The sequence below is a fragment of the Streptomyces sp. NPDC058459 genome, assembly GCF_042721685.1.
Lineage (GTDB): Bacteria > Actinomycetota > Actinomycetes > Streptomycetales > Streptomycetaceae > Streptomyces.
Window position 1 is genome coordinate 1 of sequence record NZ_JBHXLV010000080.1, and the last position, 26,017, is coordinate 26,017.

Sequence of the window (26,017 nt, forward strand, 5' to 3'; positions counted from 1 at the left end):
GCGACCCGCGGTCGCTGTGGTGAATGAGGCCCGAGTCCGTCTTGATCCTCCGTCTCCACAGGGCCATCTCCAGTGCATCCAGTGGGAGTTCGGTCCGCATGTGGCCTGCGACCTGCCAGCCGACGATCATCCGCGAATACACATCCAGGACGAACGCCACATACACCCAGCCCGACCAGGTGCGGACATACGTCATGTCCGCCACCCACAGCTGATCCGGCCGTGAGGCTGTGAAGTCGCGGTCGACCAGGTCCGGCGGGCGGGGCGCCGACGGCTCCGCCACGGTGGTCCGCCTGCGTTGACCACGGATGACGCCCTCCAGGCTCAGCTCGGCCATCAGGCGCTCGACGGTGCAACGGGCCACGCCGACGTCCTTGCGCCGCAGGGCCCGGGTGATCCGGCGGGCGCCATAGGTACCGCCCGATTCCGCATGGATCTGCTCGATCAGAGGCATGAGCTGCTCGTCCCTGAGCCGACGAGCCGACTTCGGCCGCTTCTTGCGGGCGAAGTACGTCGACGGCGACAAGTTCAGCTCCCGGCAGACGGGATCGACCCCGAGGCCCTGCTCACGCAGGTGGTCAATCACCTGCTCGGCCTCGTCCGGGGACGGTCGATCTCCTGGGCAAAAAACACCGAGGCGGCCTTCAGGATCTCATTGGCCCGCCTCAACTCGGCGTTCTCTTTGCGGAGTTGCTTGAGTTCTTCGAGTTCCGCCGTACTCAACCGGTCATCCCGTTCCCCGGCGTCCGCCTCGGCCTGGCGGACCCACTGCCGCAGGGCCTCCTTGTGGATGCCGAGGTCCTTCGCGACGTGCGCGACGGGACGGCCGGTGGCGCGGACCTCGCGGATCGCGCGCTCACGCAGTTCGTCGGGGTATTTCCGTGGTGCTGGCACTGATGTGGTTCTCCTTCGCCAGGATCGTAACCCTGGCATCAGGGACTCCACGAAACAGGGTGCAGCTCACTGTTCGGTGCCATCGGGTTCGGGTCGATCGCGATCGCGGGCGCCGGGTTCACCGGGTCGTACACCGCAGTGAGGTCCTTGGCGGAGGAGAAGGGGTTCGGCAGCTTCGCCCCGGCGTTCCCGCTCGCGGTGGACCTCGGCATCGCGGTCCTGCTCGCCCTCGACCTGGCGCTCACCTCGGTGAACCTGAAGTATCCGCTGCTGCGGTACATCGCGTGGCTGCTGACGGCGGCGACGATCACGTTCAACGCTGCCTCTTCGTGGCCGGACGTCCTGGGCTCGGCGATGCACGCGACGATCCCGTTGCTGTTCATCGCGGTGACCGAGGCGATGCGCAACGCGATCGCCAAGGCGACGTCGATCGAGCTCGACCAGCACATGGACTCCGTACGGCTGTCCCGCTGGTTCCTCGCGCCGGTGGCGACGTTCTCGATATGGCGGGACATGAAGCTGTGGGAGATTCGTTCCTACGCGCTCGCGCTGGAGCGGTACCAGGAGAAGATGCTGCTTCGGCAGGACCTGAGGGCGAGGCACGGGCGCGGTTGGCGCAAGAAGGCGACGGCCGAGGAGCTGCGGCCCCTGCGTCAGGCCCGGCTCGGCATCGCGGTGGGGCGGGACGGGGGAGAGGGGGGTGCGGCGCCGGTGGGCGAGCGGCAGCTCGAGCCGGCGCTCGCCGCAGTGGAGCCGCCCGTCCGCCCGGTCGTGGAGTCCGCGTCCGCGCCTTCGGAGCTGGCCGCCACCACGGGCGCCGTCCGACAGGAGCATCCAGTTGCCCAGCCGGCCGGCGGCACGGCGGCTGGCGCGGCTGAACCGGCGGCGGGGCCGCTCGCGGAGGCTCCTGCGGAGCCGCCGGAATCAGAGGCCTCGTCTCCAGAGCTGGTTGAGCAGCCTGGCGCGGGTCCGCTGCCCGAGGCCCGCGAGCCGCAGCCCGAGCAGAAGGCCGAGGAGGCTGGGGCCCCGTCGCAGGACGACGCGCAACCGGGGGAGGAGAACGACACGGAGGACGACGAGACGGCCGGCGGGGAGTCGCAGGAGCCCAAGGTCGACCTCGGTGTCGCGCCGCCCAACGAGACGAAGAGCCAGCGCGCCGAGCGGATCTACCTGGCGCACAAGCAGGCGGGTGTTGAGCTGACCAAGCCCAATCTGGCCCGGTGGGCCGGCTACCAGCAGGAGGGGTCGGGCCGGACCCAGTACAACAAGCTGGAGAGGAAGCACGGCCCGATCGTTGTCCGGGAGGGAGCCGACCAGCTCGACCTGGACTGGCGGGAGCCCGCCGCGAACGAAGACGGTCTCCAGCCTGCCCGGCAGGTGACGTAGCCGCCGCGCGGAGGCCCGGGGGCGAAGCGTGCGGCGGGCCGTCTACGGGCGGGAGGCAGGGCGGGGGAGTCCGTGCATCCGGCACAGGGAGGAGAGCCGTTCGCACAGGGCGGTGCCCTCCTCGCCGACAGGTCCGGGGTCGTGCTGGAGGTGTTCGGCGGCTTGGGACAGGCACCGCAGGGCTTCGCGGCCGTGCCCGCGCCGTACGGCGGCACGGGCCTGTTCGACCAGGGCCTCCGGTTCCGGTTGGGCGCTCCTGCGCTGCAGTGCGGTGATCTGGGGCAGCAGCTTCGGGATGACGTTGATCAGCAGGCTGTCGGAGTAGGCAGCCGACCGTGTGCGCCGGAACAGGCGTACGGCGAGGACGAGGCCGGCGATCCAGACGCCTTGCTGCACCAGGCCCAGCGGGATGCCGCCCGGGCGTGGGATCAGGCCCGCGGAGGTGAGCAGCAGCAGGGGAGCGATGCCCCCGGCGACCACGGTCGTCTACATGGTCGGGCCGTCGAGCAGCAGCCGTCCGCGCGGAGCGGGATCGGCCAGCTTGGCCCAGGCCACGGCGGCGCACGCCAGGGCGGCGAGCCAGCCGAGAGTGGTCGCCATCACCGTCACCGCGTGCACTGCTGTCTCCGTTTCCGTGGGGCGCCGCGTCAGGCTACCCGGACGGCACGACAGCGCGGCCGGGCGGGCTGGGCGGGCCTGGCGGCGGGGTCAGGGGAGGAGGGCGAGGGCGCCGTTCAGGTGCTCGCGCAGCCGGTTCACGGTGGCCGTCAGCCTGGTCTTCTCCTCGGTCAGCTTGTCGAGGGTCTGGCGGGTGGCGTCGAGGGCCTGCGGCGCGCGGGCGCGCGCGGCGGCCTGGCGCAGAGCCAGGTTGTCGGGGCGCTCGCTGTAGTGGGCGGCGAGGGCGCGGACCACGGCCCACCAGCGGTTCTTGGTGGCGTCCGGCACGGGCTGGGAGAAGGGCTCCTCGGCTCGGGACGGGCGGGGGAGGGTCGGCGGGGAAGAGGGGGTGACGGGGCCGGCGCTGGAGTGGTCCCAGCCCCCGCGCAGCCGGACGCCGTTGACGACCGGCTCGTCGTCGCGGTGGTGTCCGGCGCCGGCCGAGGTGCCGTACTGGACGCTGATGCCGGTGGGCACCGGGTCGTGACTGTGCCGGTACGGGCCGACGACGACGCTCCCGGCCAGCCTCGGCCCCTCCACGCGATAGGTAACGGTGCCCGGCGGCCGGCCGACCGTGATCTCGCGGACCAGCGCGCTGCCCACGGCCTGGCCGTCCTCATCGGTGTAGACGAGCCGGGCGGGGCTGGCCGGTGCGGCACCCGGCGGCGGGACCATGGCGGCCAGCTGCTTCAGCGGAGCGAGGCGGGTTCCGGGGTCGGCGTTGGAAGGTCTGCGGCTGGGGCATCTCCTTACTGAGCTCGCCGAGCGGGGCTGGCCGCCCGCCTGGCGGCCCGGCTTTGTGTCAACGCCCGCACGGTCGCCGCGATCCGCGACGGCCACCACGTCCGCATCAGCATCGCGGTCGACCAGCGCGTCCGCACGCAGTACGCCCAGCTGCTCCTCCTCGACCCCGTCGGCGCCGGCGTACGGCCCGGCGACGTGGCCCGGGTCCGTGCCTGGGCGGCGCGCCGCGCCGCGCACGTCACCCGACCGCCCCGCCGACGCGATGCCCGTATCAGCCAGAACAGCCCAGCACAGGCACGAAGGGACGCGGCGTGAGAGCGCGATTAAGACCGGTGAACAGTGGCGGTGCGGGCACGGCGGAGCCGCTACGCCGCCCGGCCGGTCTGCTTCCGGGTGCCGGGGGCGACGACGGCCCGGGCGAGCGCGTCGACCTGGAACAGGGTGGCGGGGGTCAGGGCCCGTGTTCCTCCCGGCTTCCCAGAGCACCTGCTTGTCGAGCTCATTGGCGGGGGCGACGGGGAGGATGCGGTGCCCGATCGAGGAGCGCGAGCCGACCATCCACCGATGGAACTCATCCGCGCGCCGACGTACCTCCCAGACGTCGTCCCCACCGGCGGATTCCACAAGAGCCGTGGAGTGCTGAACGATGCCCGCCCGTACGGCACGGACGCGCCTGATCGGGGCAACGGTCCACTTCGCCATCGCGACGGCCCAGCCGAGATAGAGCAGACCGGTCACGTACCAGAGCGCCTAGCGGTCCGTTGCGGCCCACACGGCGGCACCGAGAGAGGCGCAGGAACCCAGGGCGGCAGGAATCGCCAGGCCCCAGGCCGCGAGCTCGAAGCGACGGCGAAGGCGGGAAGCATCCATCCAGGCCGGGATCGTCGGGTCGTCCAGTGTGCTCTCGCTCATGCGGACGACCGTACCGTGCGGCGCCGGCGACACGTGACCCCGGACGCCGGGACGGGAAAGCCCCGCCCGAGCCCGCCGGACCCCAGGTCAGGGGCCCGGGGCCGATGTCGCGTGGCCCGCACGCCCGGAGCGCGCGACGGCCGGCTGCACCGGGCGCAGCCGAAGCAGTACGCGCACGGTGGAGCTCGCCGGCCCGCAGTCCGCCGTCGCTCCGGGCAAGAGGATCGGCCTCATGAAGCTGCGGATCGACCGGGGCGCACCGACGGACGGAGCCTGGATCGGGCGCCCCGCGATGGGCAAGACGGTGCCGCGCGGCACGGACATCTCGGTGTGCCGGAGCGTGCTGCGCCGTGCGGTGCGCGAGATCGAGGCCCGTGAGGCGGCAGGCCGTGCGGATGCCATTACGTACTACGTCGTCGTCGATGCCCAGTGGCTGCTGGCCGAGCACCCCGACGACAACCAACTGCGCGACCTGCTCGACACGGTTCGCCACCGCGGCCCCGCCGTCGACGTGCGTCTGCGGAGGCCCGCGAGCTGAACGTCTCCCGAGGAGAAGGCCCGGCTTCTCCTCGGGAGCCTGGGTTCAGGGAGTGCCCGGGGCCGGTGTCTGCGCGGTGAACGTGGAAGCGGTCACGCGCAGGATCTCGAAGAGCACAGGCGCGTCGGTCGGGTGGCCCGCGTCGGCCTCGCGCACGAGCCGGTTGGCCGCGGTGATGTCCTGGCGCTGGATGGCCGTGAGGTAGTCGCCCAAGCGCGCGTGGTGCTCTTGGGCCGTCGCTGGCGCCTGCCGGCTCGACCCGGACCACCGCCCCCGGCCTCGGCCACGATCTCCTGCAACCGGTGCGGCGACAGGATCAGTTGGGGCTGGACGCGGGCGAAGGCGTTGCGGACGGGAGCGGGCGCGCGTTCGACGATTTGCTGCGCCCAGGCCGCCATCAGCAAGGCGACACCGCGTTCACCGAACCGCGCGTGAATCATCCGGCCCATCCGGTGCGCGCCGTGGTCATCCTGCGCGGTGGTGCGTTCCAGCTTATCGCGGCCGCTGTCGCCCGCACGGCCCGGAGGTCGGCGGACGTCAACTGTGGCAGCGCGCCGCCGCTTCCGGCTCGTCAGGGTTCGGGCCGTCGGGCGCTTTCACTGACGTCTCCTTCCGCGTTCGCAAGGTCCGGCTGCTCTGGCTCCGTGCCGGGTTCGTCGGCGCCGGTCAGGGCTTCGCTCACGTCCAGGTCCAGGCCGACCGCCGCCTGGTCCAGGCGCTCCCACTGCTCGTTGGTGAGGTCGGGCAGGAGAGCGCCGAGATGGTGGAGGGCGAACGCGGTGATGCCGGGCACGATGCGGTGGAGCGCATTGTGCAGTCCGGCGTCGACGGCCGTGTCGTCGTCCGCGCCGCCGGACAGGTGGTAGGCCGTGCCGAAGGCGAGCGCGGCCTGGGCGGTGATCTGCTCGTACGCCGCCCGGCGCGGACCGGTCGTGTCGTGGGTGACGAGCAGCGCCTCAACGGCCTTCTCCGGAGCCCGGTGCGCCGGCTCGGCGGTGGAGCCCTCGGCCGCGGTCATGCCGCGCCGTCCGGTGCGGGCACGGCGCGCAGACCGCCGGTGCCGTGGATCGGTGAGGGGCGGGGGCGGGGCGGCGGAGGGGCGTTCACGGCTTCGTAGGGCTGCCACAGGTCGGGGGTGCGGTGGCCGCGGTCGAAGTGCGGGGCGTCGTCGCGCTCCTGCCTACCCGCTTCCGGCCCAGTCATGGACGCCGACACGACGGGCGGGGCTTTTTCCGTCGAGACGGGCACGCCGAAGATGAGACCGTTCGACACCGGCCGGGAGACCGGCCGGTGAGGGTGGTGGCGGATAACCGCTGCCCGCCCCCGTCCGGGACGTGAACACGCGGCAGCGAGGGCGTGAACGGCCGGTCGGACCACCCGTGTTCCCGTCGCGGAGCATCCGCGAACGCGGGACGCGGCGACAGGGGAGAAGTCCGGCCGGGCCCCGTCACAATCCGGCAATGATCGATTTCGTTACCGAAAACGTGCGGTCCCCCGAGATCACGTCAATGATCTTTCCGGGCGCGGCCGACAGGAATGCGGGACGAAGACAGGAATGCGGGACGAAGAGAAGGGTGAGCTGGCCCGTCTCGTCGAACGGCGGGAAGGGCAGCCGTCCGGCCCGCCGCGGCCCGCCCGCGACATGGGGCTCGCTTTCGGACAATCGCGTCTTCGTGCGTGTGTGCGGTGACGGCGAGGGAAGACGAAGCCCCGGCACACCTGCTCAGCGCGAAACCGCCAGAATTCTTTGCCGTTCTTTTCCTTGCGGCGAGACGAGATCCGTGAAGCTTGGGGGATGGGTAATGGTCCATGGGCGTGGTCGGCTCTTAGTGAGGGACACCGGATTATCCGCCTCCCGTACCCGCTCCTCCACGGGCATCGGTGAGGGCTGATGCCGAAAGAGACGGAAAAGGCACTCCCGAAGCGGTCGGAGCCTCCGCCGAAGAGCCTGTGGCATAGTCGCGATTTCCTCACCTTCTGGTCGGGCGAGACGTTCTCCCTGTTCGGAGCGCAGATAACCAATCTGGCGCTGCCGCTGACCGCGCTCATGGTGTACGACGCCACGCCCCAGCAGATGGGACTCCTCAGCTTTCTGCAGCTCTCCCCCTACCTCTTCCTCTCCCTGGTCTTCGGCGTCTGGGTCGACCGCAGCCGGCGCAAACCGCTGATGCTGGCGGCGAACGCGATCAGAATGGTGCTGATCGCCTCGATCCCGATCCTCGCGGCCCTGGATCTGCTGTCCGTCGGGGGACTGCTCGCCATCGCCTGCCTGGTGGGCACGTGCTCCGTCCTGTTCGACGTCAGCTGGATGTCCTTCGTCCCCAGCCTCGTCGAGGACCGGCGGCTCTACGTCGAGGCGAACCAGAAGCTCGGCGTGACCCAGTCGACCTCGGACGTGGCGGGCCCCGGGGTCGCCGGCCTCGTCGTCGGATGGCTGGGACCCCCGACGGCACTGGTCCTGGACGCCGTGTCCTACCTCGCCTCGCTGATCAGCCTCCTGGCGATCCGGACCAGGGAACCCGCACCCGCCCCCACGAGGGCCGAACGCCATCTGGGACGCGAACTCAAGGAGGGCGTGAGCTGGGTCTTCGGCCACCACCTCCTGCGGCCCCTGGCCCTGCTCGCCCCCTTCACGAACTTCTCCCTGACCAGCGTCTCCACGCTCTTCCTCCTCTACGGCGTCCGGGAGAAGGGACTGAGCCCCCAACTTATCGGCCTGGTCTACTCGGTGTCGTCCGTCGGCGCCCTCCTGGGAGCCCTGGGATCGGCCGCGATCATCCGCCGCTTCCCCACCGGCCTGATCTACGGCACGGCCCTCTTCGGCATCTACACCGGCCCGCTCCTCCTGGTCGTCGCCGGCGGCCCCCGGCCGCTGATGATCGCCACCTTCATCCTGTCGCTGCTCATCAGCTACTTCGGCAGCGGCCTCTCCAACGTCGTCCAGCTGACGCTGCGCCAGACCCTGACCCCGCAGTCGCTGATGGGACGGATGAACGCGGCCTTCCGCACACTGCTGTTCGGCGGCGGCGCCCTGGGCGGACTGTGCGGCGGCCTGCTCGGCGGGGCCCTGGGCCTGCGCGGCGGCCTGGTCGTCCTCGTGCTCTGTTCGGCGGCGATGGTGATCCCGCTGCTCCTGTCACCCATCGTCCGCCTGCGCGCCATGCCCGAACCCGGGACGGAGACCGCCGTGGCAACCCCGTAGAACGCCGCCGTGGCCGTCCCGTGGAACGCCCGCGTCCACGGGAGACCTCCGCCGCTTCCACCGGACGCGGCCCGGCCGGGCCCTCCACGGACCCGCTCCCCCTCCCCGAAGGACTTCCGTTGTCCGCACCGCAGTCGCCCACCACGCCGGAGATGACCTGAAATGCATGCCCGCGAAGAACCGCTTCCCGAAGCCGCAAGTCGCGCCGTCCCGTCGGTCTATCCGGCCTCCTACGCCCAGGAGCAGCTGTACTTCCTCGACGAGCTGGCGTCCGGCAACGCGGTCTACAACATCCTCATGGTGTGGCGGCTGACCGGCCCCCTGCGCATCGACGCCCTCCGGGGCGCCCTCGACCTCATGGTCTCCCGCCACGAGGCCCTGCGCACCACCATCCGCCGCACGGACGACGGCATCCACCAGGAAGTGGCCCCGCACCAGCCGCTGACGCTGCCCACCACCGATCTGTCGGACCTGCCCGAGGCCGACCGCGACAAGCGCCTGGGCACGGAGATCGAGGCGCTGAACGCGCAGCCCTACGACCTGGGGACGGGCCCGCTGCACCGCTTCGCCCTGTTCCGGCTCGGGCCGGAGGAACACGTCCTCTGCCAGGGCTTCCACCACATCGTCACCGACGGCTGGTCCACGGGGCTGATCAACGCGGAGATCTCCACCGCCTACCGCGCCCTGTGCGACGGGGCGACGCCCCCGCTCGGGGAGGTCGCCCTGCGCTACACCGACTTCGCCGTCGCGCAGCGCGAGCGCCTGGACGGTGCCGGGATCGAGGACGACCTCGACTTCTGGCGCGCGAAGCTGGACGGCGTACAGGTGCTCGACCTGCCGGCCGACCGGCCCGGAACACCCGAGGGCGGGGGCCAGGGCAGGACCCTGAACAGGAAGCTCTCCGGTGACGTGCGCGACCTCGTCGTACGGCTCGGCACGGACGGCGCCTCGCCGTTCATGGTCCTCGCGGCCGCGCTGAACGTGGTACTGAGCCGCTACACCGGACGGGACGACATCCCGCTCGGGGTCCCGATGCTGGGCAGGCCGGAGCCGCGTCTCGAGTCCGTCGTCGGCATGTTCGTCAACATGGTCGTCCTGCGCTGCGACCTCTCGGGCGATCCGACCTTCCGTGACGTCGTCGACCGCGTGATGGACGGCACCTTCGAGCTGTACGACCACCAGGAGGCCCCCTTCAACCAGGTGGTCGACGCCGTACGCCCCGCCCGCGAACCGGGCCGCAACCCGCTGTTCCAGGTGAGCCTCCAGGTCCTGGGCGGCGGCACCTCGGGGGAGAACCTCTCCCTGCCGGGCGTACGGGCCGAACTGCTGCCGCAGGCCGCCGAAGGGTCCCGGTTCGACCTGGCGATGACCTTCGCCGACGACGGATCCGCCCTCGGCGTGAGCGTGGAGTACTCCACCGACCGGTTCGACTCCTGGCGCCCGGAGGCACTCCTCGCCCATCTAGAGGCCGTGCTCCGCGCCGCCGCCGACGACCCGGACCACCCGGTGGCGCGCATCCCCCTGGTCGACGCGGACGAACGGCGGCTGCTCCTGGACGCGGGGCACGGTGCCGACGCCGCGGGGGAGAGCGGGACCGTGACCGCGGCCGTGGCCCGCGTCGCGCGGACCCGTCCCGACGCCACGGCGATCGTCAGCGGCGAGCACGAGGTCACCTACGCCGCACTCGACCGCCGGGCCGGAGCGCTCGCCGCACGCCTGCGGGCCGCGGGCCTGGAGCGGGGCGCGCACGCCGTCGTGGTCAGCGACCGGTGGGACCACGTCGGCGTGGCCGCCCTGGGCGTGTGGCGCGCCGGTGGCGTACTGATCCACCTGTCGGTCCAGGAGGCCGCCGAGAGGCTGGTGTCCGTCGCCGCCGACACCGGGGCCTCCGTCGTGCTGACCGATGACGGGTCGCGGGCCCGGCTCCCGGAACCGCCGTCCTGGACCCTGGTGCCGATCGCCCCCGCGGAGCCGGAGCGACCGTCCGCCGCGTCCACCGACCCGATGGATACCGGCATCGAGACTGGCACCGACACCGACACCGGCGTCGACACCGACGGGCGGTCGCCGGCCCAGGTCGTGTACGTCCCCGGCGCGACGGGCGAGCCGAGGGGCGTCCGGCTCCCGCACAGCGCCCTGTCGTTCGGCGCGGGCGCCCACCGTGACGTGCTCGGACTCGGCGCCGACGACCGGATGTTCCTGCCGCCCGTCGCCGCTGGTGCCCGGCACGGAACGCTGTGGGCCGCCCTCTCCTGCGGCGCCACGGTCGTCACGGCGGCACCCGAGCGGGCCGGGGACGCCGGACACCTGTCGGCCCTGCTGAGCGGGCACCGCGTCACCCACGCCCACCTCCCGCCCGCACTGCGCGCGCTGCTCGACCCGACCGCGCTGCCCGATCTGACGTGCGTCCGCGGCTCGGACCGCGAACTGTCCACCCCCGCCGCGCGGGCGTGGGCGGGTGCGGAGCGGCGGTTCGTCACGCTCGGAGAGCTGCTGGGCGCCCCCGTGGTCTGCGCGCGCTTCGGGCACGGCGACATCGTCCCGTACGAGAACCGCTCGCTGTACGTCGTCGACGACGCGCTGAATCCGGTTCCCCGCGGCGTCGAAGGCCGCCTCCTGGTGGGAGGCGCGCCGGGCAGCACGGCCGACGGCCCGGTGAATCCGTCCGAGGCCGGGCCGGCGTACGTCCTGCCGGACCCCTTCCGCCCGGGGCGCACCGCCTTCCTCAGCGACGAGAGGGCCCGCTGGAACCACGGGTGGGGACTGGAACTCCTCGGCGCCGCGCGGGAGCGCGTCGCGGTGGGAGGCGTCTCCGTGCCGTCCGCCCACGTCGAGGCCCTGCTGTACGGACACCCCGACGTCTCCGCGGCCGTGGTCGTGCAGGACGCCGGGGCGGGTGTGACGGCCTACGTCAGCCCGGACGGCGACCGCCCCCTGGACACGGCGGCCCTGGGTTCCCACCTCGCCGCCCACCTCCCGGAGGCGCTCGTTCCCGGGCGGTGGGCGGTCCTCCCCGTCCTGCCGGTGCGAGCGGACTGGGAGGTGGACCGCGACGCCGTCGCGGACGCGGTCGCGACGGACGGGGCCGACGACACGGGCGGGCCGGAGCCGCTCACGCCGACCGAGGAGTCGGTGGCCGAGGTCTTCCGCGAGGTCCTCGACGTCTCCGAACTGAAGGCCGAGGAGAGCTTCTTCTCGGTGGGCGGGAACTCGCTCCAGGCCATGCGGGCGATCAGCCGGGTCAACGCGGTGTTCGGCATCAAGCTCAGCGTGCGGGTGATGTACGGGAACGTCACCGTGCGGGCGATCGCCGCCCTCGTCGACGAGAAGCTCGACGGCAAGCGCGACGAGGTGCGCTCATGACGGACTTCTCCGCATCCTCGTCCGACGCACCTCCGTCCAACTCACCGCCCGCCGACGCGCCTCCGTCCGACACGGACCTGATCGTTCCGCTGAATCCGTCGGGCACCGCCACTCCGCTGGTCTGCGTGCACGAGAGCGCGGGTTCGGCGTTCTCCTACCTGCCCCTGGCCCATCTGCTCGGCGACGACCGGCCGGTTCTCGGCATCGAGGCCCCCGGCTTCGACGGGGAGCAGGCGCCCGTGTCCTCCGTCCCGGAGCTCTCCGCACGCTACGCCGCCGCGCTGCGGGAGGTCCTCCCCGGTGGTGCGGTGCACCTGTTGGGCTGGTCGCTGGGAGGCCTCGTCGTCTTCGACATGGCGCGACGGCTGACGGCGGCCGGTGTCGAGGTGGGCCGGGTGGTCCTCGTCGACACCAGTCCCCCCTATCCGTGTCCGATGCCGCCGGAGACCGAGGTCGCGAGGCGCTTCCTCCACGACGTCGCCGCCTCGCTCGGCCTGGACCTCCCGGCGGAGATCGACGCGCTGGCGGCCGGCTGCGACGGGGACGTCGACGCCCTCTTCCGCGAGGTGGGGCACCTGGACCCGTGGCCACCCGAACTGGACGCCGAACTGTTGGGCACGCGCTACGCGGTGTTCCGCGCACACGTCCTCGCCGCCCACACCTACGAGGCCCCCGGCAGGTACGACGGGCCGGTCTGGCACCTGACGGCATCCAAGTCCCCGTCGGGGGAAGGGAGATGGGCCGAACTGGCGCCCGACCTCAAGGAACACGCCGTTCCGGGAGACCACCATTCGATCTGGCACGGCGACGCCCTGCGGCAGCTCGCCGCCCTCACGCGGTCCGCGCTGGCCGGCTCACCGCACCCCGGGAAAAGTTGAATGGAACTCCGTTCCGCAGGAGAGAAAACATTTCAGGGGAATCCCGTGGAATGCTTGCCATAAGAGGGGTTGGGCCCTAGCCTAATTCAGGCAGTGTGGAAGTTTCGAAAAGGCGGCAATTTCGATTGACCATCGATTGCAGCCGTACCGCATTGTGTGTGCCGCGCCACCCGTAATGGCGATTGCTCGCGCATCCGGAACTGTGAATTCTTCGCGTGTTCTGGTGGAATTTCCGCCTGTTCTTTCGTCGGCACGTAGTGATCATGTCCCCGCACGACAGAAGCGCATACCGTGTCAAACGGTTCTCTCCCTTAAGGAGCAGAGGTATGTCTTTACAAGACGACCGGTCCGTGGAGACGACGAAGATCGACCTGCTCGACTGCACCCTCCGCGACGGCATGTACGCCGTGGATTTCCAGCTTGACGAAGAGTTCGTGACGAAGCTCCTCACCCGCCTGAACGAAACGCCCGTCACCAAGGTCGAGGTCGGGCACGGCCTCGGCCTGGAGGCCGAGCGGACGGGCATCACGGCGTGCAACATCGACCACCGGCGCTGGGGCGAACTGGCCGGCGCCACCCTGTCGGCCAAGCCCTGGGGAATGTTCGCCCAGCCGGACTTCACCCGGCTGGAGACCGTCGAGGGCCTGGTCAAGAAGGGCATGACGTTCCTGCGGGTGGGGATGGAGCCCGACCGGGTCTCCGACCACCTCGACTACCTGCGCCGGGCCGCCGAGGTGTGCGACGAGGTCTACCTCAACCTCATGAAGTCCAGCGCCACCCCCGTCGACCAGCTCGTGGACTCCCTGGCGGACGTGCCTGACGCGGTCACCGGGGTGTACGTGGTCGACTCCTACGGGGCGATGCTCCCCGGCGCGGTGACCGAGTACGTGAGCGCCGTCCGCCGTCACTTCGACGTCGTCGGCTTCCACGGCCACGACAACCTGGGGCTGGCCAACTTCAACAGCGTCACCGCCTACGAGGCGGGCGCGAGCATCGTGGACGCCACTTTGAACGGCATCGGGCGCGGCTCCGGGAACGCCTCCATAGAGGCGATCGCCGGAATCCTCAAGCTGACCCGCGGCGACCTGTTCGACTACCAGGAACTCGCCAGGATCGCGGAGTACGCCCACCTCAACATGGAAGCCGTCCGCGAGGACCGCACCATGCAGGTCCTCGGTGCCGTCATCGGCATCCACTCCGGCTTCTTCCCGCTGGTGGAGCGGCTGGCCGAGGAGTTCGACGCCGATCCGGCGCGCCTCATGGAGACCGCCGTGGAGATCGCCGACCACAGCCCCCGCAAGGACGACTTCCGGAGCGCCGCGGCACGCTGCTGCCCCGCCTAGGAAGCCCCTCCGGGCCGGGGCGCCGCCCTGGGCCCCGGCCTCCCGCCCCCACGTGCCGACGACCGAACACGAGAAGGAGAAAACGTGAAACTGGCCAGGACCTCCCCCGAGCGGGGACCCGTCGAGATCGTGGTGAGCCACGGCGGCGACTGGCTCCCGCTGAACGGGCTGCCGGGGTACGCCGGGGTCGGCCGCGTCGCCGACCTGGTGGGCGAGGAGGAGCTGCGCGCCCTCGCCGAGGCCGTGGAGCGCCACGGCGGTGACCTGTCACCGGTCGACTTCGACCCGGCCACGTCCTCCCCGTTGGCCGACCGCGACGCGGACATCTGGGGCGCCGGCCTCAACTACCGCCGGCACAGCGAGGACCTGGAGGCCCAGCAGCCGGCCTCGGGCCCCGGCTCCTACCTCCGGCCGGGCGGCTGCCTCATCGGCAACACGGACCACATCGAGCTGCCCTCCCAGTCCAAGCGCGTCACCGCGGAGGCCGAGCTCGGGCTGGTCATCGGCACCGCCTGCAAGAACGTGAAGCGCGACGAGTGGCGGTCCGTGGTCGCCGGAGTCACCGGCGTCCTGGACATGACGGCCGAGGACGCGATCCGGGAGAACCCGCGCTACATACCGTGGGCCAAGGGGTTCGACACCTTCTGCAGCATCGGACCGGTCCTGGTGACCCTGGACGAGTTCCCCGACGGCTTCGACGCCGTCCGGATTTCGACGGTCCTCAACGGGGAGACGGTCGCCTCCGCCACGCCGGCCTCCATGAAGTACGACCTGGGATACCTGGTCGAGTACTTCACCGCGGGCCGCACGCTCGCCCCCGGAACCGTCCTGTGCACCGGCACCCCGGGAGCCACCGTGATCAGCCCCGGCGACACGGTCCGGTCGGTCGTCGAGGGTGTCGGCATCCTCACCCACCCCGTGCGGTGACCGGCACGTCCGCCACCGTCACGCCACACACGAAGGAGGGCGAGGTGCTCGACCGCCGCAGCACGGTCGTCGACCGGATCGACGAGGCGATACGGCGTTTCCCCGACGCCGCCGCCATACGCAATGCCGAACGCCTCCTGACCTACCGCGAGTTCGGCGGCCTGGTCGACGACTTCGCGCGCCTGCTGTCCGAGCGCACCGGACCCGGTGAGTTCGTCGGCATCGGCAGCCACCGCGACATCGGGGCCGTCGTCGCGATCGTCGGCGCCCTCAAGGCGCGCCGCCCGTTCGTCGTTGTCGACGGCCGGGACAGCGCGGCCTCCAACCGCGCCAAGGTGGGCCTGCTTGGCCTGCGGACGCTGGCGGACACGACCGCGCCCGACGGCGGGGTCACCCTCGGCGACGTACCGGAGCAGTGGCTGCCCGCGGGCTCCCCGCCCCGGCCGCCGCTGCCGGACGACGTCGGCTACGCCATCCACACCTCCGGCTCCACCGGCCGCCCCAAGTGCGTCCTCGTGCGGGCCGACCCCCTGGCCCTCGTGGTCCGGGACCACGTCGACCGGCTGGAGGTGGGGCCCGGCTCGCGGACGCTCCAGTTCGCCCGGCTGACCTTCGACGGCTGCCTCACCGAGATCCTCTGGACGCTGACCGCGGGAGCCTGCCTCGTGGTGCTGGACGAGCAGCGGCTCACCCCCGGCACCGTCCTGGCCGAGACCCTGGAGGAGTTCGGCATCACCCACCTGAAGACCACGCCGTTCGCGCTGACCGTCACCGAGCCGACCCCCGGCATGCGGCTGCGGCACGTGATCAACGGCGGTGGCCCGTGCCGCCCGTCCGTGATCCGCACCTGGTCGACGGCGAGCGCCTTCCACAACGCCTACGGGCTGACCGAGACCGCCGTGTGCAACCTGCTCAGCGACCCCCTCGCACCGGAGGCCCACCGGCACGCGGTGCCGCTCGGCACCGTCGTCGGCGCGTGCGGGTACCACCTGCGTCCGGTCGCGGGGGAGGAGTCCGTCACCGGCCGCGGCGAACTCGTCGTCACCGGGGAGAGCGTGGCGCTCGGCTACCTCACCGAGGAGGGACTGTCGCCGTTCGGCGCGCCCGGAACCGAACCCGCCTACGCCACCGGCGACATCGTCGAGGAGCGGGACGGCGCCCTGTACTTCGTCGAGCGGGTGGACCGCCAGGTCAAGGTCCGCGGCTACCGCCTGGACCCTGGCGAGATCGAGAACGCGGTCTGCCGGCTGGACGGGGTCCTGGACGCCGTGGTCGCCGCCGAGGCGCACGACGGTCTCCGCGGCGGCGACCCGGACGTGCTCGTCTGCTACTACCGGGGCGGCGGCGACCCCCGCCTCCTGCGCAAGGGCCTGGAGGCGGTCCTGGACCCGTACAAGATCCCCTCGGTCTTCGAACGCGTCGAGGTCTTTCCGCACACGCCGAACGGCAAGATCGACCGGGACGCGCTGGGGGCGGGCCGGCGCGAGCACCTGACCCCGCCGGACACCCCGGAGGCCGGAGCGGACCAGCGGATCCTGCACCTCGTGCGCAACCTCACCGGGGTGGAGGACATCGGGCTCGAGGACAACTTCTTCGACGTCGGCGGCGACTCCGCCACCGCCGTCGTCCTCGTCACCCAGATGCGCGGACTGGGCTGGGTGGACGCCGGCGTCCGCGACGTCCTGCGTGCGGAGAACCTGCGGGTCCTCGCGGAGCAGCTCCAGGAACGGGGCGTGTAGCGCCATGTGCGGCCTGTGCGGAACCTTCGCCCCGGACGGCACCCTCGACAGGACCGTCTCCGCCACCATGCACGCCCGGCTCACCCACCGGGGGCCCGACGAGAGCTACTCGCTGAGCACCCCGACGCTCTCCATGAAGCTCGGCCGCCTCGGGATGACCGGGCTGCGCGACGGCTGGCAGCCCGCCGAGGACACCACCGGCCGGTACGCGGCCGTGACCAACGGGGAGATCTACAACGCTCCCGAACTGACCCGGCGCCTGGGCCTCCGGCCGGCGAACCGCGTCGACGTGGCCCTCGTGCCCGAACTGTTCGCCCGGTACGGGACCGACGGGCTGAAGATGATCGACGGACAGTTCGCCACCGCCATCTACGACCGGACCCGCGACCGGCTGCACCTGGGCCGCGACCGGTTCGGCGTCTGCCCGCTCTTCTACACCGTGGCCGGCGCCCACACCCACTTCGCCTCCGAGCTGAAGACCCTGGTGACCTCCGTCCCCGGGACCTGGAAACTCGACGTCACCGCCGTCGACCAGTACTTGTCCCTGGGGAACGTCGTCGCGCCCAGGACCCTGGTCCGCGACGTCCACGCGGTCCCGCCCGGCTGCGTGGTGACCTTCGGCGACGGTGAACCGCGGACCGCCCGCTACTGGCGCTACGGCGAGTTCGACACCACCGCCCCGCCCGCCACCGGCCCGGAGATCCGGGACGTGCTCGCCGGCGCGATCCGGGACCGCCTGCGCGCCGACGTCGAGATCGGGGCCTACCTCAGCGGCGGGTTCGACTCCTCCACTCTCGTGGTGGAGGCCTCCCGGCTGCTCGGCAGGGCGCCCAGGACGTTCTCCGTGCTCTTCGAGGACGCCGCCCTGGACGAGGGCCGCTTCCAGCGCGAGGTGGCACGCGCGGTGGGAAGCGACCACCGGCAGATCCACTGCGGACCCGCGGACGTCGCCGCCGGCTTCGAGGACATGGTGCGCCACTGCTGCTACCCGCAGCGCGAGACGTACAACGTGGCCGCCCGCATGCTCTCCGACGACGTGCGCCGGGCCGGCGTCAAGGGGGTCATCTCCGGAGAGGGCGCCGACGAGCTCTTCTTCGGCTACGACTCCTACGTCTTCGACGCCGCCCGCCGCGCGCCGACGCCCGCCCGCGACGAGAACGCCCACGCCTGGGGCCGGGCGGACTTCGGCTGGGAGGTCGACTGGGACCGGGCCGCACGCAGACGCCGCTCCTGCTTCACCCCGCGGGCGGAGGAGGCCCTGGCCGGGACGGAGTTCTGGCGGGAGAGGCTGATCCCCTACAGCGACAAGGAGGCCGCCGCCCTCACCCCGATGCAACTGCGCTCCATCGCCGACGTGTACGTCCAGCTCGGCGGCCACCTCCTCGGCGACCACGGCGACCTGATGCTGATGGCGAACTCCATCGAGGGCCGCTACCCCTTCCTCGGCAACGACGTCGTCGACCTCGCGCTGCGCACCCCCGACGACCACAAGGTGGCCGACTTTGAGGGCAAGGCCGTTCTGAAGGCCGCCTACACCGGCGTGGTACCCGCCCAGGTGGTGGGCCGCGCCAAACAGGGCTTCACGGCGTACGGCTTGGACGCGATCTCCGACGACCGCAACGCCGCACGCTGGCGCGACCTGGTCGCGGCCACCGGGATCTTCGCACCGGACGCCCTCGAACGGCTGACGGCCGATCCGGTGCCCGACAAGTGGGACGTGCGGCTCAGCCTGATCAGCATCAGCGCGATCATCGACGAGTTGGGACTGGAGCTGTGACCGGAACCGTGACCGGAACCGAACCGGACGCGTGGAACGACGTCATCGGCGAACACCGCTGGTGCTCCCCCGAGACGGTCTGGGTGGAGGAGGGACATGAGTACGGCCGGGAACACGTCAGCGAACTGGCCGCGGCCGTCGAGAGGGCCGTCCGCCGGTCCGAGGGCGCGCGCGTGGTGTGCCTGCGGGCGGACACCCGGCTCGGGTTCTTCGCCGGACAGCTGGGAGTGTGGCGGGCGGGAGGCCTGGCCGTGGCCGACGACGGGAGCCTCGCCCCCGACGTGCTCGACCGCGTCCGGCCGGACCTGACCCTGTTCGTCCGGGTGGGCGAGACGGCGCAGGACCACCGGGCCGAGGAGGTCGCCCGCGCGGCCGAGCCGCTCCCCGCCGACCGCGTCCCGGCCGACGTGGTGGCGGTCAATTTCACCTCGGGCAGCACCGGCCGGCGCAAGGCCGTCGCGGTGACCCGGGGCAACCTGCTCGCCCTGTTCGCCTGCCGGGGCCTGGACGTCCCCACCGACGGGTCGCCGACGGCCGGCGGATTCGCCGCCCCCGCCTTCGACGGCTGGTGGTTCGACACCTGGAAGGCGGTGGCCGCGGGGGGCCGGGTCGTCCGCCTTCCCCACGTCAACGACGACGTGTTCGCCTGGCCGGAACTGGCCGAGCGCTACGCCGTCGACCGGGTCCTCCTGCCCGCCGCCGTCGTCACCACCGTGGTCGGCGCCGCGCCCGAGTGCCTCGCCGGCATCCCGTGGATCTTCAGCGGCGGCGAGCAGTTCCACGCCGCCACCTACCGGCAGGCCCGCGGCGCCGGACTGACCAACCGCTTCGTCAACCTCTACGGCCCCACGGAGGCGACCTTCGCCACCCACCGGTACGACCTGCCGGAGGGCTTCACGGCCGACACCATCCCGATCGGCACCCCGCTGGATGGCTGCGAACAGACCCTGCTGCCCGCGGACGACTCCCGGCGGCACCTGGAACACCTCGTGGTGTCCGGACCCCTGGTCTGCGCCGGATACCTGGACGACGGACGGCTCGCCGAGCCGTTCCCGGTGCGGCGGGGGCATGCCACCTACCGGACCGGTGACCTGGTGCACCAGGACTCCTCCGGAGCGCTCGTGTACGCCGGGCGGCTGGACAGCCAGATCAAGGTCAACGGCACCCGGGTGGACACCGAGGCCCTCCAGTCCGCGGCGAGCGCCGTCCCCGGCGTCCTGGACTGCCGGGTCGCCCAGGACGCCCGGGGCACCGTGGCCTTCGTCCGGCTCGCCGGGGACTCCCCGGCGCGGGAGACGGTACGGGCCGGACTCGAACCGCTCGTCCGCTCGTTCTCCGACGCCATACGGCTCCACCTCGTCGACGCGTTCCCGACGAAGGCGGGCGGAAAGATCGACTTTCCCTCACTCATGGACGACGCCCACACGGAAAGGACCGGCAAGCGATGACACAGCTGTCACCGGCCATGATCCTGGAGTGCCTCTCCAAGGTCTTCCCCCACGAACTGACCGAGGACACCGACATCTTCGAAGCGGGAGTCGACTCGCTCGTCGTCTTGCGGGTCCGGGCCCTGATCAAGCAGCAGACCGGCGTCAAGGTGCCGGGACACGTGTTCTTCGAGGGCCGCACCCCCCTGCGCATCGCCGAGAAGGCAGGAGCGCTCCATGCTCGTGGTTGAGAACAGCTCACTCTACTCGGCCGAGTTCTTCGCCGCCGACGACCCCTGGACCTACCTCTCCCACCTGCGCGAGAACCACCCCGTCTCCATCCACCGCAGGGCCGACGGCTACGAGTTCTACGCCCTGACCCGCTACGCCGACGTCTACGACGCGTACGTCGACCACACCCGGCTCAGCTCCGCCTACGGCACGATGATCGACGGGTCGTACCGCCCGGAGAAGGACTCCGCCTCCGGGCGGATGCTCATCGTCGCGGACCGGCCCGAGCACACCGCCCTGCGGCGGCCGATCAAGCACAGCGGATTCAACCGCGACATGCTGGACAAGGTCGGCCGGACGGTACGCCGCAACCTGCGCTCCGTGCTCGCCGAACTCTCGGTGGGCGACCGCATCGACTTCGACAAGGTCGTGGCCCCCGAACTACCCAAGGGCGTCCTCGAAGTCCTCTTCGGCATCGCGCCGGCCGACGCCCACACGCTGCTGGAAGCCACCCGCACGATGATCGGCTACCGGGACGAGGCCTACACCGGCGCGTCGCCCCTGGAATCCCTGGTCGACGCCCAGATGGAAGTCCTCGACTTCATCGACGGCCTCATCGGCGAGCGCATCGCGTCGGGCTCCACCGACGACATGATCGGCTTCCTCGCCCAGCTCGTCGCCTCCGGCGACATGCCGCGCGACGTGGCCCTGCTCAACGGGCTCAACGTCGCCGTCGGCGGGAACGAGACCACCCCTCACACCGCCAGCCTCACCGTCGACACCATCCACCGCGAGCGCGCCCAGTGGCTCAAGGTCGTCGCCGGGGACGTGCCCGCCGACGTCGCCACCCAGGAGTTCCTGCGCTGGACCTCCACCAACAGCTACGTCCAGCGGCTGACCGTCGAGGAGTTCCCGGTCGGCGGGGAGGTCATACCGGCCGGCAGCTTCGTGACCCTGTGGAACATGGCCGCCAACCGCGACCCGGCGGTCTTCGACCAGCCCGACGCGTTCGTGATCGACCGGCAGGACAACAAGCAGCTGGCGTTCGGCGCCGGCGTCCACCGCTGCATCGGCGCACCCGTGGCCACCCTGGAGATCCAGACCTTCGTTGAGGAACTCGCCGCCTGGGACAAGGCCTTCGTCGTCGTCGAGGAGCCGCAGCGGCTGCGCTCCAACTTCATGCTGGGGCTGACCGAGCTGCGGGTCGAAGTGGTCGACGCCAAGGACGTCGGCGCATGAGCGGGCCGCAGGGGACCAGCCTGCTCGTCGCCTTCCCCGCAGCGGGCTCCGGCGGCACCACGCTGGAACAGCTGGAGAAGCTCGCCGCCCGGCGCGGCATGGGTTTCCTGTCGCTGCCGAACCCGCCGACGGCCGAGGCCGTCGAGACCGGCGAGTGGCAGCGGGAGTGCCTGGCCGGACTGTCCCGCGCCCTGGACGACACGGGCGCGGGGCGGGTCCTGCTGGCCGGGCACTGCATGGGCGGGTTCTCCGCGCTGCGCCTGCGGGACCCCCTCGCCGAGCACGCCGGACGCGCCGTCGGGGTGCTGCTCCTCAACACACCCTGCCCGGACGGCGAGGGCCGGATCCCGACCATGTCGGAGCTGGCGGACGAGGAGATCGCCCAGATCCTTGCGCACGAGGGCTTCCCGCAGGATCTCCTGGACGACGAGGACGTGCTCGCCGAGGTGGCCGGCCGGCTGCGGGCGGAGGCCTCGGTCGCCGACGGACTCGCCCGCCGGCTGCACACGGACGGCGTCCCGCCGGAGGTCCTGCACGTACTGTCGACCCGCGGCGACTTCTTCATCCCGCCGCGCCACTGCGTCACCTGGCACGAACGGGTCCGCGGCGAGACCCATGTGACGGTCGCGGACGGCGGCCACGCCATCGACGCCGGCCTGGCCGGACTGCTCGAGAGGACCGTCGACGCCGCTCTGGCCGACATCCGAACGGAGATTGAGTGAAGGACCTGCACAAGTCGCTGGGCGGGGTGGTCGGAACCTTCCTGGCCCTGTCCACGATCCTGGGCAGCGGCATGATGATCCTGCCCGGCATCAGCTACCACACCCTGGCCCGGTCCGCCTGGATGCCGTGGGCCGTGGCCGCGCTCGCGGTCGTCCCCCTGCTCTACTGCTACGCCTGGCTCGGACAGCGCCATCCGTCCGCGTCGGGGGTGGCGCACTACGCCGGGGTGGCCTTCAATCCGGCCCTGGCGCGCACGGCGGGGACGGCCGCGACGTTCGCCCTGGTCGCGGGCATCCCGGCGACCGCGCTCACCGGCGGGCACTACCTCGCCGAGTTCACCGGCGCCGGGGCCCTCACCTGGCTGTTCCCGGTGCTCGTCCTGGGCGTCGCCACCGCCGTCGCGTACGCCGGCACGGGCGTCTCCGGAAGACTCCAGGTGGTCCTGGTGATCGCCCTCTTCGTCATGATCGTGTGCGTGGCCCTGGTGGCGCTCGGCTCGAACGGCGTCCGGGCGCCGGCCACCCGGCTGCCGCCGTCCGGCTCCTTCGGCATGGTGCTGACCGCCGTGTTCGTCGCCTTCACCGGCTGGGAGACGGTGGCGTTCACCTTCGAGGAGCACAAGAGGCCCGACATCATCCCGCGCGTGTTCGCCGCCTCGTACGTCATCGTCGTGGCCCTCTACGCGCTGCTGCTGCTCAGCCTCTTCGCCACCGTGGACCCGGACGACGACGGACTGCGGTCGGCGCCGCTGCTGCTGCTTGCCGAACGGGCCCTGGGCGGCCTCGGGCGCCCGGTCGCCCTGGTCCTGGTGACCGGAGTCATCACCGCCAACGTCCTGGCGTCGGTCCTCGCCCTGTCCCGCCTCGTCTTCGGCATGGCGCGCGACCACCACCTCCCGGCCGCGCTGGCGCGCCTGCGCGAGCGGGACGGCAACCCCGTCACCGCCGTCGTGGCGGTGGGAACGCTCCTTGTGCTGATCGCCGTCCTCAGCACGAGCGGCCTCGTACCGCTGGAGCACCTGTTCACCTTCTCCGGCGGCGTCTACTTCGTCCTGTACGGGGTCGGGGCGGCGGCGTTCGCCCGGCTCGCGACCGGCGGGACGGCCCGGGTGGTCACGGTCCTGTGCGCGGTGACGGTCCTGGGGGTCACCCTACTGGCGGGCCCGTCCATGTGGCTGTGCTGGGGCCTGTTCGCGGTCCTGTTCGCGGTCGTCATCCTGACGCGCCGCCGGAACGCGCGGGAACCCGAACCCGAGCGCACCCGGATCTGAGCCCCGACCCCTGACGGACCCGACTCCGACGGACCCGACCGACTGGAGGCAGACAGCATGACCGGTGACCGACCCCACCTCGTACTCTTCCCCGGCGCGGGATCCTTCGGGAGCGAGTTCCAGGCCCTGCGCTCGACGGCCGGACCGGACAGCACGGTACTGCGCTATCCCGGCCGCGGCACGGGAGAGGCCGTCTCCTTCGAGGCGGTCGTCGCGTCGTGCGCCGACCGGATCGCCGCCCTGCCGGCCGGGCGGGTGGTGCTTCTCGGACACAGCTACGGCGCGTACCTCGCCTACGCGACGGCGCTCGCGCTCGACCGGCGGCCGGTGGACGTCTCGCTGCTGATGGTCGCCGGGGCCTCGGCGCCCGACCTGCTGCGCGTGCCGCCGGAGGCGACGGAGTCACCGAAGGCCGCGGCCGCCTATCTCGACGCCGTCGACCCCGGACAGATGGCGGCCGCCGCGCCGGAGTGGCGCGACGCAGTGGCCGAGACGGTCCAGCAGGACCTGCGGGTGCTGGCGGGCCTTACCCTCCCTTCCCCGCCGGCCCGGGTCTCCTGCCCCGTCGTCGGCCTGCGGGGAACGGGGGACCCGCTGACGAGCGACGCCTCGCTCGCGGGATGGCGGCGCTTCACCCGGCGGGACTTCGACCCGCGGACCTTCGACGGCGGCCACTCCGACCTCCTCGGCGACCCGGGACTCATCGCCCTGGTCCACGAGGAGCTGACCCGAGGGACGGCCGGGGTCCATCCGTCCGACCACCGCACGACGGATCCCTCCCCACGCTGACCCGCCGCGGATCCGCCGCCCGGCGGGCCGGAACGTCTAGGGTCGGGCCATGATCACCTGCGTAGTGAGGTACGTCATCGATCCGGCGAAGACCGAGGCGTTCGAGCGCTTCGGTCGCCGCTGGATGACGCTGGTCGACACGCACGGAGGCACCCACCACGGCTATTACCTGCCCGCCGAGGGGGCGAGCGACGAAGCACTCGCGCTGTTCAGCTTCCCCGGCCTCGCCGAGTACGAGAAGTACCGCGAGCTGTTCGGCCGGGACCCGGAGTTCATCGAGGCCGACCGCATCCGCGACGAGAGCGGCTGCGTACTCCGCCACGAACGCGCCTTCATGAGGCCGCTCGACCCCGATTTCTGACGTCCGTCTCCGGACCTCACTCCGAAACAATCGGCGGACCGGACGCGGGTGTCGGCTGCTCGTCGGCCCACTCGGCGAAGGTGGTGAGCGGGACGCCCAGTTCCCGGGCGAACTCGGGCCGGGCGGGTTGGAGGACGGCGTTGTTCCACTCGTGTCCGGCTCCCCACTGCTCGCCTACAACGCGCGGGCGCTGCACACCGGCGCTGAGGCCGGGGTGCACACCGCGGCGGGCCTGCGCGGCCCTGCGCGTACTCATCGAAGGGACCGACCTGCCTGTTGTGGTGGCCGAAGATCATCCAGGGCGTCGCCGATGTCCGGAAGGGCGATCCCGCACGGCTCTTGGCCCTGTCCCGGGCGTTCAGCGGTCAGGATGGCGTAGGCGGCCTCGCTGAAGTTGCCGCCCCCGCCCTCGGCGTTGGCACGATGACGCATCAGGACCGCGTGACGGCCGGGGGAGCCTCTTTGATGATGGCCTCACAGGCCGAGGCGACAGAATGAGCTGGGAAGCCCTGTGGTGGCTGGCTGGCGGCCTTGCTTGGTTCGGCACCCTGGCGGCTATGGTGGTGTTCGGAGACGACGGGAGTGTGACCCGGCACGACCGGGTGCGTGAACTCCTCGGCCAGCTCTCCACGGATGCAACCCTGAACAGCGCATGGCCCGAACTGGAGGACGTCAACCAATACGGCACGCGACGCCTCCTGACGGCCTACGAGCGCGCAGAGAGCGCCCGGTCCGCAGCCAGCAGGATGCGAGGGCGGCTGCGCTACAGCGAGGCCGTGACCGAGTTGGAGAACGCCTTGTCGGCAGCGACCCTTGACGCTCGCGTACTGGGCAACAAGACGCCTGTCGAGCTTCTTGAGTCGAGGACTCCGACCGACAAGCGTGGCCACCCCTCCGGAACGCGACGCCCGTCACTCGCTCATTACAAGTAGTACGAAGGATCCCGGAACCGCTCGAGTCCGGACTCACTGATTCTTCAGCAAGCCACCCGCAGCCCGGCATCCCATCCGGTCCGGGTGTCGGCGCCCGCGCGGACGCGGAGCCGACGGCCGACCGCTCCCGGATGAAGGGCGCACATGACTGGCGCACTGGTTGAGGCGCGGCCTACAGGTGCCGGGCGCGCGGTCGGGGCGCGGGCAGCGCCGCCGCGACGGCCAGGCTGCTCGCTACCCAGGCACCGGCCCCGACCGCGACGGCGCCCGCGACGGACCCGTGGACCGAGGCAACGGTCAGCGCACACCCCAAGGCCCCGCTGAGCAGGCCCGCGGTGGCGGAGAGCTCGGCTTCCGCTCCGCCCCGGCGCAGCAACTGCTCGACCAGGGCCCGCACGCCGGCCGCGACCGCCACGATCACCGGCCCGGTCACCGTGCCGGCCAGCACCGCCGCCCACCAGGGCGCCGGGCTCCACACCAGCAGGGCGACCATCGCGGCCGCGGCGATCAGCATCGCCGTGAACACCCCGAGAGCGCTGCCCTGCCCGTCGGGCTGATCACCGTCGGCCGTCCGCGCCTCCATGCGCGAGCCGGCCGCGACGCAGATGCCGGCCAGCAGCCCCAGCAGACCGGCGAGGAGCCCGGGAACGGCGGTGAACACTGCCAGCTGCCCGCCGACCAGGAC

28 protein-coding genes are annotated in these 26,017 nt (G+C 71.8%); 17 read left to right on the top strand and 11 right to left on the bottom strand.

Going from position 1 to position 26,017, the window contains the following annotated elements; genetic code table 11:
• Positions 1 to 586: IS3 family transposase (locus ACFWN1_RS16930; RefSeq protein WP_384362532.1), on the bottom strand; the 586-nt coding region annotated here is incomplete at its 3' end.
• Positions 583 to 894 carry a transposase gene (locus tag ACFWN1_RS16935; RefSeq protein WP_384362534.1) on the bottom strand — a complete coding sequence of 104 codons (312 nt, stop codon included), beginning with the start codon at positions 892 to 894 and terminating at the stop codon, positions 583 to 585. The genes ACFWN1_RS16935 and ACFWN1_RS16930, both read right to left, overlap by 4 nt.
• A gap of 102 nt (positions 895 to 996) precedes the next feature.
• Between ACFWN1_RS16935 and ACFWN1_RS16940 the strand changes: the two genes are divergently transcribed.
• Positions 997 to 2,280, top strand: a complete 1,284-nt coding sequence (locus ACFWN1_RS16940) for a DUF2637 domain-containing protein (protein ID WP_384362584.1) — start codon at positions 997 to 999, stop codon at positions 2,278 to 2,280.
• A 42-nt stretch (positions 2,281 to 2,322) separates the two neighbouring features.
• Here ACFWN1_RS16940 and ACFWN1_RS16945 read toward each other — a convergent pair whose 3' ends face one another.
• From ACFWN1_RS16945 to ACFWN1_RS16955, 3 genes are all read right to left on the bottom strand, one after another.
• Positions 2,323 to 2,760, bottom strand: a complete 438-nt coding sequence (locus tag ACFWN1_RS16945; RefSeq protein ID WP_384362536.1) for a hypothetical protein — start codon at positions 2,758 to 2,760, stop codon at positions 2,323 to 2,325.
• A gap of 228 nt (positions 2,761 to 2,988) precedes the next feature.
• Positions 2,989 to 3,918, bottom strand: coding sequence for a hypothetical protein (locus ACFWN1_RS16950; RefSeq protein ID WP_384362538.1), 930 nt, complete (start codon positions 3,916 to 3,918; stop codon positions 2,989 to 2,991).
• Positions 3,919 to 4,431: 513 nt separating this feature from the next.
• Complete coding sequence (locus ACFWN1_RS16955) at positions 4,432 to 4,593, bottom strand: hypothetical protein (RefSeq protein ID WP_384362540.1); 162 nt, start codon at positions 4,591 to 4,593, stop codon at positions 4,432 to 4,434.
• Between the two features lie 232 nt (positions 4,594 to 4,825).
• On the opposite strand from ACFWN1_RS16955, the gene ACFWN1_RS16960 reads away from it, so the two are divergent.
• Positions 4,826 to 5,131 (top strand): hypothetical protein, encoded by a 306-nt coding sequence (locus ACFWN1_RS16960; RefSeq protein ID WP_384362542.1) that lies wholly within the window; start codon positions 4,826 to 4,828, stop codon positions 5,129 to 5,131.
• A gap of 45 nt (positions 5,132 to 5,176) precedes the next feature.
• Here ACFWN1_RS16960 and ACFWN1_RS16965 read toward each other — a convergent pair whose 3' ends face one another.
• The 4 genes from ACFWN1_RS16965 to ACFWN1_RS16980 form a co-directional block, all read right to left on the bottom strand.
• Positions 5,177 to 5,344: a hypothetical protein gene (locus tag ACFWN1_RS16965; RefSeq protein WP_384362544.1), complete on the bottom strand. Its 168-nt coding sequence runs from the start codon at positions 5,342 to 5,344 to the stop codon at positions 5,177 to 5,179.
• Positions 5,345 to 5,702: 358 nt separating this feature from the next.
• Positions 5,703 to 6,149, bottom strand: a complete 447-nt coding sequence (locus ACFWN1_RS16970; RefSeq protein ID WP_384362546.1) for a hypothetical protein — start codon at positions 6,147 to 6,149, stop codon at positions 5,703 to 5,705.
• Positions 6,146 to 6,334, bottom strand: coding sequence for a hypothetical protein (locus ACFWN1_RS16975; protein WP_384362548.1), 189 nt, complete (start codon positions 6,332 to 6,334; stop codon positions 6,146 to 6,148). Before ACFWN1_RS16975 ends, ACFWN1_RS16970 begins: the two co-directional genes overlap by 4 nt.
• Before the next feature lie 244 nt (positions 6,335 to 6,578).
• Entirely contained in the window at positions 6,579 to 6,794 is a 216-nt protein-coding gene (locus ACFWN1_RS16980) for a hypothetical protein (protein ID WP_384362550.1), read from the bottom strand.
• Between the two features lie 228 nt (positions 6,795 to 7,022).
• Between ACFWN1_RS16980 and ACFWN1_RS16985 the strand changes: the two genes are divergently transcribed.
• The 14 genes from ACFWN1_RS16985 (at position 7,023) to ACFWN1_RS17050 (ending at position 24,400) form a co-directional block, all read left to right on the top strand.
• On the top strand, positions 7,023 to 8,333 hold the full coding sequence (locus ACFWN1_RS16985; RefSeq protein WP_384362552.1) for an MFS transporter: 1,311 nt from the start codon (positions 7,023 to 7,025) through the stop codon (positions 8,331 to 8,333).
• A 162-nt stretch (positions 8,334 to 8,495) separates the two neighbouring features.
• Entirely contained in the window at positions 8,496 to 11,696 is a 3,201-nt protein-coding gene (locus ACFWN1_RS16990; RefSeq protein ID WP_384362554.1) for a condensation domain-containing protein, read from the top strand.
• The gene (locus tag ACFWN1_RS16995; protein ID WP_384362556.1) at positions 11,693 to 12,574 is read left to right on the top strand and encodes an alpha/beta fold hydrolase; all 882 of its coding nucleotides are present in this window, start codon (positions 11,693 to 11,695) and stop codon (positions 12,572 to 12,574) included. Before ACFWN1_RS16990 ends, ACFWN1_RS16995 begins: the two co-directional genes overlap by 4 nt.
• A gap of 326 nt (positions 12,575 to 12,900) precedes the next feature.
• Positions 12,901 to 13,917 carry a hypothetical protein gene (locus ACFWN1_RS17000; protein ID WP_384362558.1) on the top strand — a complete coding sequence of 339 codons (1,017 nt, stop codon included), beginning with the start codon at positions 12,901 to 12,903 and terminating at the stop codon, positions 13,915 to 13,917.
• Between the two features lie 84 nt (positions 13,918 to 14,001).
• Complete coding sequence (locus tag ACFWN1_RS17005) at positions 14,002 to 14,844, top strand: fumarylacetoacetate hydrolase family protein (RefSeq protein WP_384362560.1); 843 nt, start codon at positions 14,002 to 14,004, stop codon at positions 14,842 to 14,844.
• Complete coding sequence (locus ACFWN1_RS17010; protein ID WP_384362562.1) at positions 14,841 to 16,583, top strand: non-ribosomal peptide synthetase; 1,743 nt, start codon at positions 14,841 to 14,843, stop codon at positions 16,581 to 16,583. The genes ACFWN1_RS17005 and ACFWN1_RS17010 overlap by 4 nt, the downstream gene beginning before the upstream one ends.
• Positions 16,584 to 16,587: 4 nt before the next feature.
• Complete coding sequence (gene asnB / locus ACFWN1_RS17015) at positions 16,588 to 18,360, top strand: asparagine synthase (glutamine-hydrolyzing) (RefSeq protein WP_384362564.1); 1,773 nt, start codon at positions 16,588 to 16,590, stop codon at positions 18,358 to 18,360.
• A gap of 8 nt (positions 18,361 to 18,368) precedes the next feature.
• A complete protein-coding gene (locus ACFWN1_RS17020) occupies positions 18,369 to 19,808 on the top strand; it encodes an AMP-binding protein (protein ID WP_384362566.1) in 1,440 nt (479 codons plus the stop codon).
• Positions 19,805 to 20,038 (top strand): acyl carrier protein, encoded by a 234-nt coding sequence (locus ACFWN1_RS17025; protein ID WP_384362568.1) that lies wholly within the window; start codon positions 19,805 to 19,807, stop codon positions 20,036 to 20,038. The genes ACFWN1_RS17020 and ACFWN1_RS17025 overlap by 4 nt, the downstream gene beginning before the upstream one ends.
• On the top strand, positions 20,025 to 21,257 hold the full coding sequence (locus ACFWN1_RS17030; protein ID WP_384362570.1) for a cytochrome P450: 1,233 nt from the start codon (positions 20,025 to 20,027) through the stop codon (positions 21,255 to 21,257). Before ACFWN1_RS17025 ends, ACFWN1_RS17030 begins: the two co-directional genes overlap by 14 nt.
• A complete protein-coding gene (locus ACFWN1_RS17035; RefSeq protein ID WP_384362572.1) occupies positions 21,254 to 21,979 on the top strand; it encodes an alpha/beta fold hydrolase in 726 nt (241 codons plus the stop codon). Before ACFWN1_RS17030 ends, ACFWN1_RS17035 begins: the two co-directional genes overlap by 4 nt.
• Positions 21,976 to 23,250 (top strand): APC family permease, encoded by a 1,275-nt coding sequence (locus ACFWN1_RS17040; RefSeq protein ID WP_384362574.1) that lies wholly within the window; start codon positions 21,976 to 21,978, stop codon positions 23,248 to 23,250. Before ACFWN1_RS17035 ends, ACFWN1_RS17040 begins: the two co-directional genes overlap by 4 nt.
• 57 nt (positions 23,251 to 23,307) lie before the next feature.
• On the top strand, positions 23,308 to 24,039 hold the full coding sequence (locus ACFWN1_RS17045) for a thioesterase II family protein (RefSeq protein WP_384362576.1): 732 nt from the start codon (positions 23,308 to 23,310) through the stop codon (positions 24,037 to 24,039).
• Between the two features lie 49 nt (positions 24,040 to 24,088).
• Complete coding sequence (locus tag ACFWN1_RS17050) at positions 24,089 to 24,400, top strand: NIPSNAP family protein (RefSeq protein WP_384362578.1); 312 nt, start codon at positions 24,089 to 24,091, stop codon at positions 24,398 to 24,400.
• Positions 24,401 to 24,416: 16 nt separating this feature from the next.
• Here the strand turns inward: ACFWN1_RS17050 and ACFWN1_RS17055 are convergent, their stop codons facing one another.
• Complete coding sequence (locus ACFWN1_RS17055; protein WP_384362586.1) at positions 24,417 to 24,656, bottom strand: hypothetical protein; 240 nt, start codon at positions 24,654 to 24,656, stop codon at positions 24,417 to 24,419.
• Positions 24,657 to 24,957: 301 nt separating this feature from the next.
• On the opposite strand from ACFWN1_RS17055, the gene ACFWN1_RS17060 reads away from it, so the two are divergent.
• Positions 24,958 to 25,332: a hypothetical protein gene (locus ACFWN1_RS17060; RefSeq protein WP_384362580.1), complete on the top strand. Its 375-nt coding sequence runs from the start codon at positions 24,958 to 24,960 to the stop codon at positions 25,330 to 25,332.
• 172 nt (positions 25,333 to 25,504) lie between these two features.
• On the opposite strand, the gene ACFWN1_RS17065 is transcribed toward ACFWN1_RS17060, so the two are convergent.
• Positions 25,505 to 26,017, bottom strand: a 513-nt coding sequence (locus ACFWN1_RS17065) for a hypothetical protein (RefSeq protein WP_384362582.1), incomplete at its 5' end; no start/stop codon positions are given.